Source organism: Ethanoligenens sp. (assembly GCF_047718355.1).
In the GTDB taxonomy this organism is placed as follows: Bacteria; Bacillota; Clostridia; order Oscillospirales; family Ethanoligenentaceae; genus Ethanoligenens.
Genome location: NZ_JBDNLG010000001.1, coordinates 67,730 through 85,934, shown reverse-complemented (window position 1 = coordinate 85,934; position 18,205 = coordinate 67,730). Strand labels below are relative to the sequence as shown.

At 51.1% G+C, this 18,205-nt stretch carries 17 protein-coding genes; 3 read left to right on the top strand and 14 right to left on the bottom strand.

What is annotated here, in order from left to right; all coding sequences use genetic code 11:
• Nucleotides 1–5: 5 nt before the first annotated feature.
• From ABF463_RS00455 to ABF463_RS00430, 6 genes are all read right to left on the bottom strand, one after another.
• Nucleotides 6–1,094 carry a Gfo/Idh/MocA family protein gene (locus ABF463_RS00455; RefSeq protein ID WP_415531562.1) on the bottom strand — a complete coding sequence of 363 codons (1,089 nt, stop codon included), beginning with the start codon at nucleotides 1,092–1,094 and terminating at the stop codon, nucleotides 6–8.
• Between the two features lie 115 nt (nucleotides 1,095–1,209).
• The gene (locus ABF463_RS00450) at nucleotides 1,210–1,704 is read right to left on the bottom strand and encodes a hypothetical protein (RefSeq protein ID WP_415531561.1); all 495 of its coding nucleotides are present in this window, start codon (nucleotides 1,702–1,704) and stop codon (nucleotides 1,210–1,212) included.
• Between the two features lie 38 nt (nucleotides 1,705–1,742).
• A complete protein-coding gene (gene wecB / locus ABF463_RS00445; protein WP_415531560.1) occupies nucleotides 1,743–2,831 on the bottom strand; it encodes a non-hydrolyzing UDP-N-acetylglucosamine 2-epimerase in 1,089 nt (362 codons plus the stop codon).
• Nucleotides 2,828–3,595 carry an acyltransferase gene (locus ABF463_RS00440; protein ID WP_415531559.1) on the bottom strand — a complete coding sequence of 256 codons (768 nt, stop codon included), beginning with the start codon at nucleotides 3,593–3,595 and terminating at the stop codon, nucleotides 2,828–2,830. Before ABF463_RS00440 ends, wecB begins: the two co-directional genes overlap by 4 nt.
• Nucleotides 3,579–4,886: a nucleotide sugar dehydrogenase gene (locus ABF463_RS00435; protein WP_415531558.1), complete on the bottom strand. Its 1,308-nt coding sequence runs from the start codon at nucleotides 4,884–4,886 to the stop codon at nucleotides 3,579–3,581. The genes ABF463_RS00440 and ABF463_RS00435 overlap by 17 nt, the downstream gene beginning before the upstream one ends.
• A complete protein-coding gene (locus ABF463_RS00430) occupies nucleotides 4,868–6,766 on the bottom strand; it encodes a polysaccharide biosynthesis protein (protein ID WP_415531557.1) in 1,899 nt (632 codons plus the stop codon). The genes ABF463_RS00435 and ABF463_RS00430 overlap by 19 nt, the downstream gene beginning before the upstream one ends.
• 665 nt (nucleotides 6,767–7,431) lie before the next feature.
• Here ABF463_RS00430 and ABF463_RS00425 point away from each other — a divergent pair.
• Both ABF463_RS00425 and ABF463_RS00420 read left to right on the top strand, forming a co-directional pair.
• Entirely contained in the window at nucleotides 7,432–7,758 is a 327-nt protein-coding gene (locus ABF463_RS00425) for a hypothetical protein (protein WP_415531556.1), read from the top strand.
• Nucleotides 7,759–7,876: 118 nt separating this feature from the next.
• Nucleotides 7,877–8,293 carry a hypothetical protein gene (locus ABF463_RS00420; protein ID WP_415531555.1) on the top strand — a complete coding sequence of 139 codons (417 nt, stop codon included), beginning with the start codon at nucleotides 7,877–7,879 and terminating at the stop codon, nucleotides 8,291–8,293.
• Nucleotides 8,294–8,574: 281 nt separating this feature from the next.
• On the opposite strand, the gene ABF463_RS00415 is transcribed toward ABF463_RS00420, so the two are convergent.
• The 7 genes from ABF463_RS00415 to ABF463_RS00385 form a co-directional block, all read right to left on the bottom strand.
• The gene (locus tag ABF463_RS00415; RefSeq protein WP_415531554.1) at nucleotides 8,575–9,270 is read right to left on the bottom strand and encodes a hypothetical protein; all 696 of its coding nucleotides are present in this window, start codon (nucleotides 9,268–9,270) and stop codon (nucleotides 8,575–8,577) included.
• Nucleotides 9,271–9,336: 66 nt separating this feature from the next.
• Nucleotides 9,337–10,644, bottom strand: coding sequence for an ArnT family glycosyltransferase (locus ABF463_RS00410; RefSeq protein WP_415531553.1), 1,308 nt, complete (start codon nucleotides 10,642–10,644; stop codon nucleotides 9,337–9,339).
• Complete coding sequence (gene rffA / locus ABF463_RS00405; protein WP_415531552.1) at nucleotides 10,641–11,819, bottom strand: dTDP-4-amino-4,6-dideoxygalactose transaminase; 1,179 nt, start codon at nucleotides 11,817–11,819, stop codon at nucleotides 10,641–10,643. The genes ABF463_RS00410 and rffA overlap by 4 nt, the downstream gene beginning before the upstream one ends.
• Nucleotides 11,820–11,880: 61 nt before the next feature.
• Complete coding sequence (locus ABF463_RS00400) at nucleotides 11,881–12,216, bottom strand: EamA family transporter (protein WP_415531551.1); 336 nt, start codon at nucleotides 12,214–12,216, stop codon at nucleotides 11,881–11,883.
• Nucleotides 12,213–12,599, bottom strand: a complete 387-nt coding sequence (locus tag ABF463_RS00395) for an EamA family transporter (protein ID WP_415531550.1) — start codon at nucleotides 12,597–12,599, stop codon at nucleotides 12,213–12,215. The genes ABF463_RS00400 and ABF463_RS00395 overlap by 4 nt, the downstream gene beginning before the upstream one ends.
• 16 nt (nucleotides 12,600–12,615) lie before the next feature.
• The gene (locus ABF463_RS00390; protein WP_415531549.1) at nucleotides 12,616–13,770 is read right to left on the bottom strand and encodes an ATP-grasp domain-containing protein; all 1,155 of its coding nucleotides are present in this window, start codon (nucleotides 13,768–13,770) and stop codon (nucleotides 12,616–12,618) included.
• Between the two features lie 4 nt (nucleotides 13,771–13,774).
• The gene (locus ABF463_RS00385) at nucleotides 13,775–14,746 is read right to left on the bottom strand and encodes a glycosyltransferase family 2 protein (RefSeq protein WP_415531548.1); all 972 of its coding nucleotides are present in this window, start codon (nucleotides 14,744–14,746) and stop codon (nucleotides 13,775–13,777) included.
• 371 nt (nucleotides 14,747–15,117) lie between these two features.
• On the opposite strand from ABF463_RS00385, the gene ABF463_RS00380 reads away from it, so the two are divergent.
• Nucleotides 15,118–16,338: an SGNH/GDSL hydrolase family protein gene (locus tag ABF463_RS00380; RefSeq protein ID WP_415531547.1), complete on the top strand. Its 1,221-nt coding sequence runs from the start codon at nucleotides 15,118–15,120 to the stop codon at nucleotides 16,336–16,338.
• Between the two features lie 276 nt (nucleotides 16,339–16,614).
• Here the strand turns inward: ABF463_RS00380 and ABF463_RS00375 are convergent, their stop codons facing one another.
• Entirely contained in the window at nucleotides 16,615–18,015 is a 1,401-nt protein-coding gene (locus ABF463_RS00375; RefSeq protein ID WP_415531546.1) for a radical SAM protein, read from the bottom strand.
• Between the last annotated feature and the right edge of the window lie 190 nt (nucleotides 18,016–18,205).

Here is an 18,205-nt window from a genome sequence, read left to right as displayed (position 1 = left end):
GCTTGTTAATCCTCTGCGGTAAACCGTCCGGCAAAATCCATGGTGGAAAAATTCTGAATCGGCAGACGCACCGGCGCACCGGTCGCCGCGGACTGATACACAGCCAGCACCAGTTCCAATGCGCGGCGGCCGGCCTCCCCGTCCACCAGTGGTGCGCGGTGCTGCTCGATGGCGTCGATTACATCGGCATACAACGGCGTGTGCCCAAAACCATAGACATTGGGCGGGTCTTCGGTAAATGCCGCCTTAACGGTCTCCGGGTCGTCCGCGCGGTCAGCAAAACGCCATTCCTCAATGCGGTTGACCGACTTCCCCCCCGCCTTGACCGTGCCGGTCTCCCCAAACAAATAAAGCGTTTCTTCCAGATTGTGCGGAAAAATATTGGTCGTGCCCTCCAAAAGTCCATAGGAACCATTGGCAAAGCGGATGAGCGCCAGTCCCAGATCTTCCGCCTCAATATACGGGTGTGCAAGACGGTCGGTATAAGCGGTCACTTCGATTACCTCATCACCCATCATCCAGCGCAGCAGGTCGATGTTGTGGATACACTGATTCATCAGTGCGCCGCCGTCCTGCGCCCAGGTACCGCGCCACGGCGCCTGTTCATAATACGATGCGCCGCGGTTCCAGCGGATATGCGCCGCCCCGTGGAAAAGCCGCCCGAACCGCCCGGCCTCCAGCGCTTCCCGGATGCGGCGGATGGACTTATTAAAGCGGTTTTGATGACAAGCACAGAGGCGCACGTCCGCCTTTTGGGCGGCGGCAATCAGTGCGTCTGCATCCGCAAGCGAAAGGGCAATTGGTTTTTCGATGATGACGTGGCTGCCCGCACGCACGCAATCGAGCGCAACTGCGGCATGGGTGCCGCTCGGCGTGGCGACCGCCACCAGATCGGGATGTTCGTGTTCCAACATGGCACGATGGTCAGTGTAAAGGTGTACGCCTTGTATCCCAAAGCGCTCCAACAGTGCACGGGAAGTCGCCTCATTCCGGTCACAGACCGCCACAAGACGCAGCTTTTCTGCATTATTCTGCACGGCGGCGATATGATTGGGCGAAATGCGCCCGCAGCCAATCAAGGCATAGTTCAACATAACCTCACCTTTTCTGTTCGCTTTCGATTCGTGCTTTACAAATTGTATTGTATTCCTTAAAAATTACAAATAAAGGTGGATATTCGACCGGCAGACAGCTCTTTTGTGAATTTCCTCATTCATACAGCCCTTGTGTCAAGTCGCCATCCAAACACACGACGCGCGGCCACTTCCCCGTCCGCATGATGGTCACCGCATTGATATTGCCCAAATGTGCATACAGATGCCGGTACTGTCCCAAAATCAGCGTCATCCGCGTGTATGGACAGCCCTCCGGTTTCTGTGTCAACGCATCATCCGTCAATGTATCCAAATAATCCACGATTTTTAGGCAAATGGCCGCATGATACCGGCAAAGTTGCTCTTTGGTCAGCGCATGATCGCTGGTGATATCCAACGAATTCAGTCCCGGTTCGTGAAAATCCGGTTCCACAAACTGAGTGGGGTTGATGAACCAGTGGTCAAGGGAATGCAGCAAATGGTACACATGCTTCCAAATGGGCATTTCGCACAGAACCGCGTCCAACACACATGTCTGTAACATCGTGTCCACATTATGTAGCATAACGTGCGTCTGTTCTTGAATATCTGCTACCAATTCATTGCCCATGGACTATCCCGGCTCCTTTTTATCTGCCAAACCTCGCGTCAAATCAACCTGCCAAGGCTCTGCGTAATCTTCTCCGCCGCGTGACCGTCGCCATACAGTGCAGGGTGGTCACCAGCCGGTGTAAGGGCGCCCGCCTTTACAAGGATGTCGGCAGTATTGGCGTGCGCCAGCGTGTTCCAGCCGCTTTCCACCGTTTCCACCCATTCGGTCTGCTCCCGCACCGTCACACACGGCACCTCCAGCAGATAGGCTTCTTTTTGCAGACCGCCCGAATCGGTGATGATGCGGCGTGCATGTCCGGCAAGCCAAAGCATATGCAGATACCCCACCGGCTGCACGAAACGAATGTTATGATAATTTTCGCGCCGCCAAAGTGTGCGTACCAACCCGATTGTACGCGGATGCACCGGAAAAATGACCGGAACGGGCAGTTGTTCAAATGCCGCAAGGATTTGCGACAAATTCTGTATACCATCTGTATTTTCTGCACGGTGTATTGTCGCCAGTATCCATTTTCCCTCGATTTCGGGGGAATGGGGGAACAAATCGTCCAATTGGGACAGTCCGGTTTCCGCACAGGACTGCTCTGCCAGATCGCGATAATAGTACAGTGCGTCGCACATCACATCGCCGACCATCTCTACGCCTTGTGTGATGCCCTCATCGTGCAGATGGTCCGCCGCCGTTATGGTGGGCGCGAACAGCAGAGTGGAAATATGGTCGGTCAAAATACGGTTCTGCTCCTCCGGCATCGTGCGGTTGAACGAGCGCAGACCGGCCTCGACATGTGCAACTGGGATACAGAGCTTAGAAGCCGCCAACGCGCCCGCCAGCGTGGAATTGGTATCCCCATAGACCAGCACCGCGTCCGGTTTTTCCTGTAGCAAAACGTCTTCTACTTTTGCCAGCATCTCACCGGTCTGCCTGCCATGCGAGCCCGAACCGACGCCCAGCGCATAATCCGGGTGCGGGATGTGCAGTTCGTCAAAAAACACATCCGACATATTCGCATCGTAATGCTGGCCGGTGTGTACAAGAATCTCTTGATGCGCCTGACGCAGCACCCGGGACACGGCCGCCGCCTTGATAAACTGCGGGCGCGCACCAACCACTGTCACGATCTTCATGGCTGTTTCTCCTGCTTCTCCAAACGCTGTTCCTCCGGTACCGGGCGCAATGTTTTCGCCGGGTTGCCCGCAACAATCGTATTGATCGGCACATCCCGCGTAACCACGCTGCCTGCGGCGGCAAAGCCGTCTGCTTCCACCGTGCGGCCCGGCAAAATAACGGCACCCGCACCGATGCGTCCGCCGTTTTCCACCGTTACACCTTTGAATGTGGAAAACCGTGCTTTGGTACGTCCTGCGAAATTGTCATTGGATGTAACAACACCGGGAGCGATAAAACAATCATACCCCAACACGGAATAGGCGGTGAGATATGCTCCCGCCTCGATTTTGCAGCGTGTGCCGATAGTCACATGGTTTTCTACGGTCGCCGACCGCCCAATAATGGTGCCCTCCCCGACCGTGACATCCTCGCGCACGCTTGCGCCGTCGGCAACCAGCACGCCCGCAGACAACCGTGCACCCGCATAAACCACCGCGCCGGTACCGAGAATGCAGCCGTTCCCCACCTGCACAGCGGGTTGCTTTGCTCCGTCAGAGGTGGAGCTTCGCGCCGCTTTAAACGGTTGTTTTCCCACACAAGCGAAGTCATCGATACGCACATCGTCCCCAATGACAGCCCCCGCATGAATAACCGCATGATGCCCAATTACCGTGTTTTTCCCGATATGCGCACCCGCCTCTACCACGCAATACGCACCCAAAGCCGTGCCCTCTCCGATTATCGCGTCGGGGCTAACCGCACACTCAAAGCTGCTCGACATGGGATGCCTCCACGTTTCGGGTTAGGCCACGCGTATCGAACACTGCGCGGGCGTGCGCCGTAATAAACGTAGGGTCATAGGCACTGTGGTTGGTCGTGATGACCACCGCGTCCGCCGCAGCCAGCGTATCAACATCCAACGGTATGGAAGTGTAGGATTTACCCTCATGGACAAATGACGGGATAAATGGATCATTGTAGACGATTTCCGCGCCCTCTTTCTCCAACAAAGAGAGAATTTTCAATACCGGTGATTCGCGGATGTCATCGATATCGGGTTTATATGCCACGCCGAGCAAAAAGATTTTGCTGCCGTTCAGCGGTTTTTTCTGTCGGTTGAGGATGCGCGATACCCGCCCGATGATATATTCCGGCATTCCGTTGTTAATCTCCCCCGCAATCTCGATCAAACGGGTGTGGTAATTGTATGCGCGCGCTTTCCACGTCAGATAGAACGGGTCGAGCGGAATACAGTGACCGCCCAGACCCGGGCCGGGGTAAAACGCCATATATCCGTACGGTTTGGTCTTGGCGGCTTCGATAACCTCCCAAACCGGGATGCCCATACGGTCGCACAGAATAGCCATCTCGTTGGCCAGCGCAATGTTGATGTTGCGGAAGGTGTTTTCGAGAATCTTTTCCATCTCGGCCACTTTGGGGCTGGACACTTTGCAGATGCCGCCCGCCAGCACATTGCCGTACAGCTGCGCCGCAAGGGATGTACACGCTTTGGTTACGCCGCCCACCACTTTGGGCGTGTTCTGGGTCTTGTATTGCTTGTTACCGGGATCGACGCGCTCAGGCGAGAATGCCAAAAACACGTCTTTACCCACCTGCAAGCCTTTTTCCTCCAGCAACGGCTGGATGATTTCCTCGGTGGTACCGGGATAGGTCGTGCTTTCGAGAATGATGAGCATTCCCGGATGGGCATACCGCGCGACTGATTCCGCAGACGCCTGCACATAGCTGATGTCCGGCTGTTGATAGACATCCAGCGGTGTCGGCACGCAAATAGACACGCAGTCGCAGTCCGCCAGCGCGGCGTAATCGATCGTGCCGCGCAGGCGTCCGGTCTGCACCAGCGCGGTAAGGTCGCTGTCCACCACATCACCGATGTAATTGTGACCGCTGTTGAGCCAGTCCACTTTTTTCTGCTGCACATCAAAGCCGGTGACATCATACCCGGCACGGGCGATTTCTACCGCCAGCGGCAGCCCTACATACCCGATACCGATGATGCCGATTCGGGCGGTTTTTTCCTCAATTTTCTGTTTCAGGCACTCGTATTCCACGAGGATGCCTCCTTTCCGCAATCGCACGGGGCGCTTGCGCTCTTAAAGGTAGGGACCAGTGCGTGCACGCAGGCGAACGCGCCCTGCTCGTCCCCTTTGGCCAAATAGTCATGCAAAACCCGGAGCAATTCACGGATGTGCTGTTCATCCAAATCGGCCGGTTTGCAGATATAAATCTTATTATTGGGGGTTTTGGAGACGTCTTCGGTGGCGAGGCTGATCTCCTCAAAAAGTTTTTCACCCGGCCGCAATCCGGTAAATTCGATGCGGATATCCTTCCCCGGTTCATACCCGGAAAGACGAATGAGATCGCAGGCCAGGTCATAAATCAACACCGGCTCTCCCATATCCAGCACAAAGATCTCGCCGCCATGCGCCATAGCGCCGGCCTCCAGCACCAGCTGCACCGCCTCCGGGATGGTCATAAAATACCGGCGCATATCGGGATGGGTGACGGTGACTGGGCCGCCGCGCTCAATCTGCTTTTTAAAAAACGGCACCACGCTGCCGCTGCTGCCCAGCACATTGCCAAAACGCACGGCAGCAAGATCTGTACGCGACTCACTGTTCAAAATCTGAATGCAAATCTCAGCAATACGTTTGGAAGCGCCCATAATATTGGCGGGATTGACCGCTTTATCAGTAGAAATGAGGATAAATTTTTCAGCATGGGCGGCAATCGCTGCCTTAGCAACATTCAGCGTTCCAAAAACATTATTTTTCAGCGCTTCCCGAGGATTGTATTCCATCATGGGCACATGCTTGTGTGCCGCCGCGTGGAACACGATTTCCGGATGATAGCAGGCAAACACTTCTTCCAACCGCGCGGCATCTCGGATAGAACCGAGCAGCAACCGGTAGTCCTCTCTTGGATAGAGTGCTCCCAGCTCATTATTGATCTCATACAGACCGTTCTCGAAAATGTCAAAAATCAACAGCCGTTTGGCACCGAATGCCAACACCTGCCGGCAGATCTCCGAACCGATCGAGCCGGCGCCTCCGGTAACCAGCACCGTTTTTCCCTCAACAAAATTCTGCACCGCCTGCATGTTTAGATGTACGCTGTCCCTTTTGAGCAGATCTTCCAAATTCAGATCGGAAATCTTTGCATTGCCCACATTGCGTTCACTAACCTCGTCGATGGTACCAAAGCGTTTAAGCGGGCAATGTAAGTGGTGGCAGGTGATAAGCAGTTCCTTGAGCATGTCGTGCCCGGCTGAACTGATTGCCAGAATGACCTCACCTGCATTGTATGTACGGATGGCCTCTTCCAACTTTTTCTGCCCACCTACGACCGGCAAGCCACCAACCTTTTTCCCCCACATACTTTGGTTATCGTCGATAAAGCAGACCGGCAAACGGTTCTCGTCCGGATTGTTGGTGAGTTTGTGCAGCAAATTGATACCAGCCTCGCCCGCGCCGAGGATAACCACCCGCGTCATCTGGCTGCGGATGCGCATAGAACGCACGCGCATTTGCAGCCAGGTGGCAATCCGCACTGAAGCGCGCACCATCAGCACGAAAATCAACTCAAGCATTGCAATAATGATGAGGACCTCATACGGGACAAACTGAAAAACGGCAGCGCAGACGAGCAGCACCGCCGTCGAGGTAGCTACAGAGCCGATCTGCCGCAAATATTCAGGCAGACCCGAACGGCTCCACACGTCATTATAACAGCGAAACAGCATATTGCACAGCAGCAGCACGGCAACTGCAAGCAAGATAAATTCCGCACGTGACGCGTAAAAATCCGGTTTCAACGCAGCATTATTGAAGCCGAAACGCAGCCCCAGTCCCAAAATGACCGCGGCGGCGGCGGCAACCACATCCCATACAATATAAAGCGCCGTTGAAAGAAGCTTATGAAACACGCGCATGAAAACGCTCTCTCCCTTTCACGGGAAACCCGGCGCGACCCAGTCGTCCACGCCAACCCTACGCAGCAGACGGGTTTCGCACAGGTTCTCGCCGCCAACTTTTCATATCTATACGACATGCCACTGAAGCCGTTTTTCTACTAGGGACACAGTCAATGCTATATAGAAGCAAACGCCAAAAAACGGCGCACTTAAGCAGGAAAAGGAACCTGCCGCGCCGCTTTCTACAAGTAATCAAGCTTATTATACGTTTCTCCACGTTTTTTGTCAATCTTGCGGGCACACACATATTGGTTCAAAGAATGCGAGGGCTTGCTTTCTTAATTGGAATTGCTGCAAGAGCTTGCATTTGACCCACAGTTACGATAAAATGAGCATATTGTTAATTTGCTTGTGGTCATGATCCACACCGCCCACATCCATGATACAAAATCAGGGATACAACCCGCAAAAGAGATTTTAAGCTGTGCATCGCTTCCACTGAAACCATGGCGCTAGTCTCTCATTTACATACGATTTCTCACAGATGGTAATTACATATTAAATACAGATTCTGGCCTCTAGACACTATTATATTTTGAGAGAACTTTTAATTGTAATTATGTTCATGCTATGCAAATATGAGTTTAAAATCTTACTCATATGTTTTTAAAAGGAGACAGTGAATGAAACGTTTTGTAATAGGAATCGGAATAGGTGCGGTTGCCGGCATCATAAATATTTTACCTATGCTCTTTGCGAAAAACATAGGGTTCACAATTTACCTCTCCACTTTTATCACTTGGCTAATCATTGGATTTTTTATAGTATCAAGCAGTCTGCGTCTCAATGGCACTTTAAAAGGTATCTTAATTTCAGTGTTAATTTCTTTACCGTCATTGATTTTCACTTTTGCTTCAACACTGTATGGAGCTATTTGGAATATTGCATGGGTACTCATACTTGGAGCAGTTACAGGATCAGTATTGGATAAATTAGCTGTGAGAAAATGAGAAGTGTACAACAATATTTGGGTTGTTCACTTTGTTTTTACTAAATACCAATTGATGCGATTTCGTTAACCGCATACATTTCTATTATATAAACAGTCGGAATATAGGAGGATTCAATATGTTACGAGAACACCCCCAAGTGACCCATCCTAAAGAAATAATGAGAAAGGATTTGCGGGGAATATCCAAGTTCAATTACTGGCTTGCAGTAAAGATTACCAATGGTGTTGGAACAATGTGGTGTGCTTATGCTTTCTTTCTTATAGACCTTGTCATGCTGCCGCCAGTTATTCAATCTCACAATATAATGGTTTGGGTGACTTATATTGCGCAAACCGTGCTTCAGTTAGTACTACTGCCGATCATTATGGTTGGTCAGAACGTTATTCAAAGCCAAAATGAAGCTAAAGCCGATACCGACCATAAAACGCTGACTTATCTGGCAACACTGCAAGACGAGCAGATGCAAGAACTAAAAGGCCAGACAGAAATCCTGAAAAGATTGGAAGAACTTTTGCAGAGCAAAAAAATGTGATAAATATCGCAAACAGAGAATCGGTTGATATAGATCCATCTGGTACTTTTTCAATTTACACTGCATTACCTGTTATTGGAGTAACTTTAAATTTATTTAATAGACCAGTGGCTTCCCTTTTACATAAGCATTTTGACAGTTCTGCTACTGTAATCCTTCGCTTACGGGCATCTACAATTCGCTTACATACTTATTTTACCGTTATTTCAATCATCCGCCAGATACAATTGTATCATGCTGCGCACATTTGTCAAAATTGCTCTAAAGGGATAACCCCGGTTTTATTTTTTGAGCAATCGCCCGAACAACAAACAACATAGCACAACTGAAGCCACCATAACGCATAACACCAATGAAACATATGCGTCTGCATAGCGACCATTATAAAGCGCCTCCATGCGGGAAGACGCATAGACCGTCTTGATTGCCAGCATACCGTTGCGCGGCACTCCATCAATCGCCAACCTCTGTCCATGTGCGACTGTCGGTTTCCCGACTGTCGGTTTCCCGACTGTCGGCTTCCAATAGAAAGTACACCCTTCCAGCCACCTCCCTTCAGCCGGACGAATCTCCAGTGTAAACTGTTTGCCTTTGGCCTGCCGGACGGGTGCAAACGACATCACAACCGCTTTGGATTTGTCAATACGAGCTATAGTGACTTGTTGGCTGCTGATCCTGTGACCTACGCTGTCCATTACCGTCATTACCAACGCAGCATCGGGCTTGGGCTCTGCTGGCGTGATCTTAACGGTAATCCCACACAGTGTGTCCTCCCGCGCAACAAACGTTTGCCTGATATCAGTTATTTTTTCCGGCTGCTGGATATTGCTTACCGCATATGGCGTCTCTGCTATCGTTTTTTGCAGGGGCAGACTGCAATATAGCACCAGCAACAGCGCTGCTGCAAGCAAAAGCGGCAGCAACAGCGCAGATAAACGGGATATGCGTTTCCAAACGCGTAAGAGGGATAGTTCCATTGCACTTTCTCCCGGCAGAAGCCATACGATTCCAGCGGTATCTTCTTACAGTGTGCATAGACGAAATCACTGTATAAAATAGTATTTAAAAAGAATTTGATAGATGGTCAGCATCTGTACCAAAAGAAAAGACAAAGACACCAGCAAATAAAACCATCGCTTTATTTTGCCGGACAGCGCCCTTTCAAACCCCATAACCATCATCAGCACGATCGCAACCAGGCCGGGATACATATAGCGCCCCTGTGGCTGGAAATCACTGGTGAGAGAATAATGGGCATGTAAAATAAGCGCCCCGATTGCCACCAGCAGGAGCGTAATGGTAAACGGGCTATGCAGCAGCGCGCGCCATCCCCCTTTTGCTTTCTCCAGCAATTTGGCAGAAAGGCCGACGAATGCAACAACATGTAATCCTAAAATATACAGATAATAATTGGGATTCAGCGAAAGGGTCATGGAACCAAAGGTTGCCCAAAACGAACGGAATGTTTCCATTGGCCAAATCGTGTCGAACAGCATATCCGCAAACCCGCGCAAATGAATGATGGAAATAAGGCGTATGGATGGTTTGTCTTTTCCCATTGCCAAATGTTCCGCGATGCGGTCGGTCGTGGAAAGCCCCAGCAGATCCCCGTGGTACAAAATGCCACTGCGGATAAAGAACCATCCGCCGATTGCCGCCATGATACCCAGACAAAGCAGCAATTTACAGGCGAATGCGCGTGAACCCTTGCCGCGGTAAGAAATCAGCACGATAAATAGAGTACCTAGAATCAGAACATACCCATTGATATAGGTCAGTAGCATTACACCCAAAACCACACCCAACCACGCGACTGTTTGAAAACTCCAATTTTCCCGAAGGCCTTTCAACCAAAGAAAAATCGTGGCCGCACTGAGCATCACCATCAACGCATCTTGATTCGTATATGCGCAAATGAAGGCAATTTGCGGGATGAACGCAAAAAAAATCGGGACAAATTTTTGGGTGAGCGTATCCTGAAAAAACATCTCTGAAATCCGATAGACGAAGTAGACCGCCGCCACACCGGAAAATACGGAGACCAGCCGTGCAATGAGATAAGGAACAATGGGTATGCCCGTCAGTTTGACCAGTATACATAGCAACGCGGATAAGATATAGGAAAAAAACGGCATGGCGGCGTAGGTCTGCCCTGCAGCATAAAACAGGCGCGGGTCGCCAGCTACCGGCAGCATGTGATATTGCAAAATGAACCGGACAACATCATAACGAAGTGCTTCATCAGGCGCCGCGCCGAATGGGATAATCAGCGCCCACGAAAAATATAGCGCGGAGACGGCAAGCAGCAATATCGGCAGATAAAACCGGTCGTTCCTTTGCAATGCGTTCACGCCCGTGCCCCCCATGTCTTATCGCGCACACCGGTCGCCACGGCGGGTGCGAAAAACGAATGAACCGCATCCACTACCGCCACTTGGTCCGCGGCGCTGATTCCGTAGTAAAGCGGCAGTCGACAGATACGCTCACTTTCTTTGGTGGTGTACCGGTCATCACCATGGAAACGCCCGTATTTCCGCCCCGCCGTGGAGGAATGCAGGGGAATATAATGGAATACTGCTTCTATTCCGTTTTCCCTAAGAAATGCGAGCAGTCTCGTTCGCTCCTCTACATCGCTGCATTTTAAATAAAACATATGCGCATTGTGGCTGCATTCCGGCGGCACCTCCGGCAGCTCAATGCGGCCGGATTCGGCCAGATCACCCAATGCCGCACGGTAAAACGTCCACGCACGCATCCTGTCTTGAAAAATCAATTGCGCCTGTTCCAGCTGTGCATAGAGATACGCCGCATTGAGGTCGCTCGGCAGATAACTGGAGCCTATGTCCACCCATGTGTATTTATCGACCTCTCCACGGAAAAAGCGGCTGCGGTCGGTGCCCTTTTCACGAATGATCTCCGCACGCGCCGCTTTTTGCCGGTCATTGAGCAGCAGCGCGCCTCCTTCTCCCATCGAATAGTTCTTTGTCTCGTGGAAACTGAATGCGCCGAACTGCCCGATCGTGCCCAGAAAACGCCCTTTATACCGTGCGAGAAAACCGTGCGCCGCGTCCTCAATCACCAACAGATTATGGCGTGCAGCAATCGCACAGATCGTGTCCATTTCACAGGCCACACCCGCGTAATGCACCACCACGATAGCACGGGTCTTTTCCGTGATGGCATCCTCAATCAGCCGCTCATCAATGTTCAGCGTGTCCGGCCGAATATCCACAAACACCGGCACCGCACCCCGCATCAAAAACGCATTGGCAGTGGAAACAAAGGTATAGGATGGCATAATGACCTCATCCTCTGGCCGGATATCACAGAGCAAGGCTGTCATCTCCAATGCATGTGTGCCGGAAGTGACCAGCAATGCCCGCTGCACGCCAAAACATTCTTCCATCCACGCACTGCATTTGCGGGTAAATGGACCATCGCCGCTGATCTTGCGGTTGTTTTTGACTGCTTCCGCAATATAATCCAACTCTTTGCCAACAAATGGCGGCACATTGAATGAAATCATGAAATCTCCTCCAGCAGAGTGAGCGCACCTTGCAACAGTGCTGCCCGCAAAATGCCATCCATTATATGTAGAAAATCAGCACACCCGCCACAATCAGCAAATTACCTGCCAGTTTGCGGCGGGTAATCTTTTCCCGAAAGAATACGCGGCTGAGGATCAGCACGAACAAGTATCCAAGCGACTCGATAACCGGTGCGTTTTTAAACGCAAGCCCCCGAAACGCGGCAACCGTCAGTAAAGTAGAACAGAACAGCAAGCCGTATGCGCCCAGTGTCCACGGATTGCCATATTCCCGCCAAAATCCCCGATGCGGACGGTCAGCGCTCACTTTTAAGAGCAGCTGCGACACAGAAGCCACCGCAACGGACGCCACCAGCAAAAATACATATCCTGTCATGCCGGTTCCTCTTTTTCAGTATTCACCAGAAGCACACCCGCAAAGATTACTGCAACGCCCAAAAGGTTCTGCACGGTGATTCGCTCGCCAAAAACCACAGCCGAAAATAGAAGTCCCCAAAAGACCGCAACACTCCGATTGGCGTAGGCGGTCGTCAAGCTTAAATGCTTGACGACCTGCTGCCACAGCAACGCGTAGAAACCCAGCAGCAGCAGTTCCGCACCATAGCACACAAAAAAGCCTTGCGACAAAAATGCATGGCCTGACGCAAATTTTGCTGCGACCGACGCAGCTGCATAGACCGCCACCACCGCTTGTAAAAACAGCACGGTTAGCCAACGCCCGCCGGCTTTCTGCTGCGGGACGTCCCCATTCGACCGCATTCGTATCCCCTCACCGTTATCCCTTTGTGCACAAATGTATCTGGGTGCACAATTTCTCGAACTGTGCGGCGTCCGCACAAGCGCCGATATAATACCCCAGCCGGGTGGAACTGTCGGTCACCTGTCTGCCGTCCGGCAAATCGATAGCGCTCACCCGCCGGAGAACTGCAGACTCGCTTATCTGCAACCCACGCAGAACATCCAGATCTTCCTGCTCGAAAAGAAACCGCACAAACGCAGTCTGCGGTTCGGAAACAGGCGTAAAGTCCGGTGCCTTGCCACATGCTGCGTCCAGCGTCATCCTCAAAAAATCATAACCAGTGGAAAGCCGTACCAAATCAGAGCCGATGCAGTCGCCGCCCATCCGCGCACCCACTTCAATCAACCTCACATCGCCTGCGGGTGTAATCTTAAATTCCGCGTGGGATGCACCATTGGTGATCTCCAGCGCATCCAGCGCCTGATAAACCGCATCCTGTACCCTGTCCGGTGAAACAGGTGCGGGTTGAACATGGCCCGTTTCAATGAAGTGCGGCGCACCGGTGGTGAATTTCTTTGTCACAGCCAGCAGACGGTGCTGCCCGGCGAAAGTGATACTCTCGGCGCTGTACTCATCACCCTCGATAAATTCTTCCACAATCGCTTTCTTTGCAAATGAACACGCAACGCACCGTGCAACCGCTTCCCGCAGAGACTGTGCGTCCTCCACGCGGGTCACGCCCCGGCTGCCCGAACGGTCGGTTGGTTTCACAATCAACGGAAACGCCGCTTCTATCGCATCGCAGCCCACCGCATCAGCCACTTCCCAAAAGCGTGGCGTAGGAATACCCCGTTCAAGAAACCGCCGCCGCATCTGGTACTTATTGGTGGATACCGCCGCACATGCCTCACTGTTGCCCGGCAAACCAAGTCGTGCGGCAAGATAACTGACTGTAGGGACAGCCAAATCAGAACCAATAGAAAAAACGCCGTCCAGACGCAATTTCCGGCAGATTTCCAGAATCTGTTCCTTTTGCGTGATGCTGATGGGATAAAAATAGTCCGCCGTATCTTTTCCAACCGCACCGTCTGCCCACGCAAAAACATGTGTCACATACCCAAGGGATTTTGCCAACAGGATTGCTTGGTTCTGGAAATCGTTTGCGCCAATGATGGCGACCGCCTGTGGCATGGTATCAGACCCCCTCCGGCTTTTTTTCCGTTTGCCCCACACGCGCCGCAGCGTTGTCTGCAACGTGTGGGGATTCAGGCTTGATGACATATTGCGGTGTTTGGTTTACACTTAGATAAATGCGGCCGATATATTCCCCTAAAATACCCACAGAAAGCAACTGCACGCCGCCAATGAACAGGAGAATCACGATGGTGGAAGTCCAACCCATTTGGATATCCTGCCCAGACAGTTTCAAGATGAACAGCACAATCATCATCACAAAGGCCACCAGCGCAATAATGGTGCCCGCAAACGACGCGATGCGCAAAGGCTTGACTGAAAAATTGGTAAAGCCATTCAGCCACAACTCCAGCAGCTTCACCAGTCCGTAACCAGACCGACCCTCATGTCTTGCATCGTGATGGATGGGGACGCTGGCCACACTGCCCGTCATCAACAGGAACAAGCCGGGCAGATAGGGAAACGGCTTGTCATACTGCTTGACGATATCCACCACATAACGTTTAGCGATAAAATAGCTGGAGGTGTGGATATTACATGGTTTATTGAGGATGAATGTCTGCATGGATTCGTTGAGCGACGTGCCAAAATTGCGGAAAGCACTGTGTTTTTTGTGCTCATAATACCCATATACCACATCAAATCCGCCGCTCTGCATAGTGTGGTAAAGTTTTATAAATTCTTCCGGAGGTGTCTGAAGATCGTCGTCCAGGCAGACAACATAATCGCCGGTGATCTGGTTAAGCCCAGCCATCAGCGCGTTGGCTTGTCCAAAATTGCGCGCCAACTGGAACGGACGCACATACGGCAATTCCACCGCAAGTGCCCGACAGACATCATATACGCCGTCCCGGCTGCCGTCATCTACCAGCACGATTTCAAAATCCACAGGTGTCTCTAATGTGTGGACAGCCGCCGCGATACGCCGCACCACCATCTCAATGGTGTGCTTGGAATTATATACCGGAACCAAAAATGATATCTTCTCCAACAATCCCATATTTTTCCTTTTCTGCGTTTTTTCTTTTTATACCCAAAAAACAAACGGTTCTGAAGCTATAGCAAATCCCATTATTAGTATACTGACTCTTTAATTTCCTGTCAATCTTCACTCTCACTGATTCTGTAAAATCTATGTAAAATCACAAGATTTCTTGTCTATTTATTGTGGTTTATAGACACTGATGTTCCATAGACCTGTTTTAAAGCTGTGTATTCTCCAAAAAATGTAAACCACTCCCATTGTCTTTTGACTCGATTTGCGTTATGCTAAAATGGGTTATACGGTTCACTAACACAAGCCTCATCTATAAAAACAAACTGCAAATAGTTCGGAGATTACATATGTATATCAGCACCTCAAAGAAATGTTTCCTTGCATTGCTCACTGTTTTTGTTTTTTTACTCGCCGCCTTTCCGGCACAAGCCGATACGCCAAAGACTCGTTCCCTTGTTTATACTGCTTTGGGCGACTCTATCGCGAGCGGATATAAACTCAGCCAAAGCAGCAATGCCTATGTCAATCTGTACGGGTCCTATCTATCCGCACAGACCACCAATCTTGCACGTGTGGGACTGAACAGCAGCGGCCTTCTCAAACTGCTCACTTCCGACGAAGCCATGATGAAGCAAATCAAAAAATCCGATATTGTAACCATCTCTATTGGCGGCAATGATTTGCTCCCGATATTCTCCAGTCTGCAACCCACCTCACCGGCCTCGTTGCTGAACGCCATTCAAAAAATTACCGGTGCAGCAATGCAAAAGCAGTTCCAGAGCGCTGTCACAACCTTCAGCCAAAACTGGGACAAGATTGTCGCGCAGGTCAAAAAGCTGGCTCCCCATGCACAAATCATCGCGACCACACTAATTGATCCGTATCAAGGGATGATTGTCAGCCTGCCGGTCGTCTTACATTTCGACCTTGGCGAGTATGCCGACCGGTATATTAAACAGATCGACGCCGTTATCTCCGGCCATGCAAAATCCGGTCAATACGCTGTGGCGGATGCACACAGTCTATTCGCACAGCACAAAACTGAAAAGTTGACCAACGCCGACCTTTCCAAATCTGATTTCGACCCGCACCCGAACGCGGCGGGACACCGTTTGCTTTTTCAGGCGCATCAGTCCGTCCCCCTCAAATTTACAGACAGCGCGCTCGCTCTTGAGGGTCCGACCCGCATCACCATTCCGGCGGATCAGAACAACACCAGCACGCGATTTTCAGCGCAGCCGCTCCTCACCTGTTTCACAGCGGCAAACACGACCACACAAATCGTTTACTCTGTGGCAGACCGCGGCAATACGCAAGCCGTAATTGATGCCGCGACCGGTACTTTATATGTGGACAAACCCGGCACAGTAGAAATCAAGGCCACGCTTACCGCAATGAACGCGGCATGGACAGCGGAAACCACAGCAACCATTCATGTATCCAAAGCATTGGTCACGCAGGAAACCTATCAAAAATGGGTGCTGCCCATCTGCGTCATATCGGCAATCTTGATTGCTGTCATTCTGCTGCTCCTGATTCGCCGGATGAATCGCTTTAAAAAAACCTAACGACCTCCCTTGCAAATACGGAAAAGGGATAGAATCGGCGATTTTGCTTGCCCACGGGATTGGTTATCGAAAGTCGCCGGAACAGTACACATATCATGTGCAGATTGCGGTCAACAGCAAATACATCGCTAGCGTTGCTGCGTTTGCATTTTCAACCGTGCGGCCAGTTTCCAACGGATAGTCGCCCGTAGAAATTGCCTTTAACGTATAAAAAGGGGCTGTTGCTCAACTTTCGTTTTGCAACAGCCCCTTTTGGGACGATAGAATATCGTAAAATCAATCAGCGTTTTTGCCGATGGTTTCCTTTTTGCTCAGATTGGTCGTGTTGGTTTCCCAAAGTTTATCAGCGGTTTCTTTCCACTCTTGGGAAATCTCGTCGCATTTTGCGGTGACTTCCGCAGCGCTCTCGTTATCCTGATACTGCGTAGAATGTGCGCCGGCTTGATCCACCATGCCGCGCAGTTTTTCCGGGTTATCCAGCAGAGGACACGGGCGCAGCAGATTCTCGTTGAAAGGCTGCCCTTTCTTATATTCCTGGAACAGCGGAGATTGAAGGGCTTCAATCAAACTCTGTTCCTTAATATTTGCGTTGGAGTAGTGGATGAACGCGCAGGGTTCCACATCGCCGTTGGCATTGATGTGGAGATATACGCGGCCACCGGCGATGCAGCCGTCCACATACTCGCCGTCATTCCAGAAGTCGAGCAGGAAAATGGGCTTGGTGCCGTTGTGTGCATCGGTGCCACGGAATTTGCGCAGCTGGTGGTACATGTACTCGCGCTGCTCCGGACGGGCAAGCAGATCAGTGACCGCGTCTTTGCCAATCGGCATGTATGTAAAGTACCAGCCGAAGGTGCAACCCTTTTCAATCATGAGATCAAGCCATTCCTCACTGCCGACCACATCGGTGTTTTTGCTGTGGTAGCAGGTGGAGAAACCAAAGATGATGCCATGGCGATGCAGGATGTCCATGGCCTTCATGACCGCTTGATAGGTGCCTTTGCCACGGCGCATATCGGTCTCGGCCTCAAAGCCTTCCACGCTGATGGCAAACGCAAAGTTTCCAAGGCGCTCGACCTCGGCGGCGAACTCTTCGTCGATCAATGTGGCGTTGGTAAAGGCGAGGAACATGCAATCGCTGTTTTCTTCGGCCAGCCGGAGCAGATCCTTTTTCCGAACCAGCGGTTCGCCGCCGGAGAATAGATACATGTAGATGCCCAGTTTCTTGCCCTGCTCAATCACGCTGGCAAGCTGCTCATAGGTCATGGAGATGCTGTTGGCATATTCCGCCGCCCAGCAACCGGTGCATTTGAGGTTGCACGCCGTGGTGGGGTCCATCAGGATGGCCCATGGCACGTTGCAGTCATATTTCGCTTTGCTTTTATCAATAATCGTATTGCCCACGATACCGGCGTTTACGATAAAGTTAGTCAAAAAGCTTTTCTGCGTATTTTTGTTCAGCTCGCTAAAATAGCGCTCAATCAACTTATACCAGTTGCTGTTCGGGTCCTCGGCAATCTCCCGGAACATGCCGACCATAGACGCGTAACTGGTCTTAGTCATCACTTTCTCAGCCCAGTTGATCATCTTGTTCAAGTTCTTCATCGGGTCCTTATCTACATATTTGTAGATTTCGTTTAGGACCAGTGTGCTGAGAATCTGTTTTGCGTTTAACATGGATTTTCCTCCCCAAAGCAACCCTTCGGCCTTACGCACGCCACCTTTAATACCCGTTTTTATATATGCCGAAAGCGGCAATTCCCGTATTTTCGGATGTGCTGGGTAAAAGATTGCATCTGTAGGTTACGGCATCCCGCAACCAAGTTATCAAGCGAATTATACTATCGTTCACAATGTATTGCAAGGG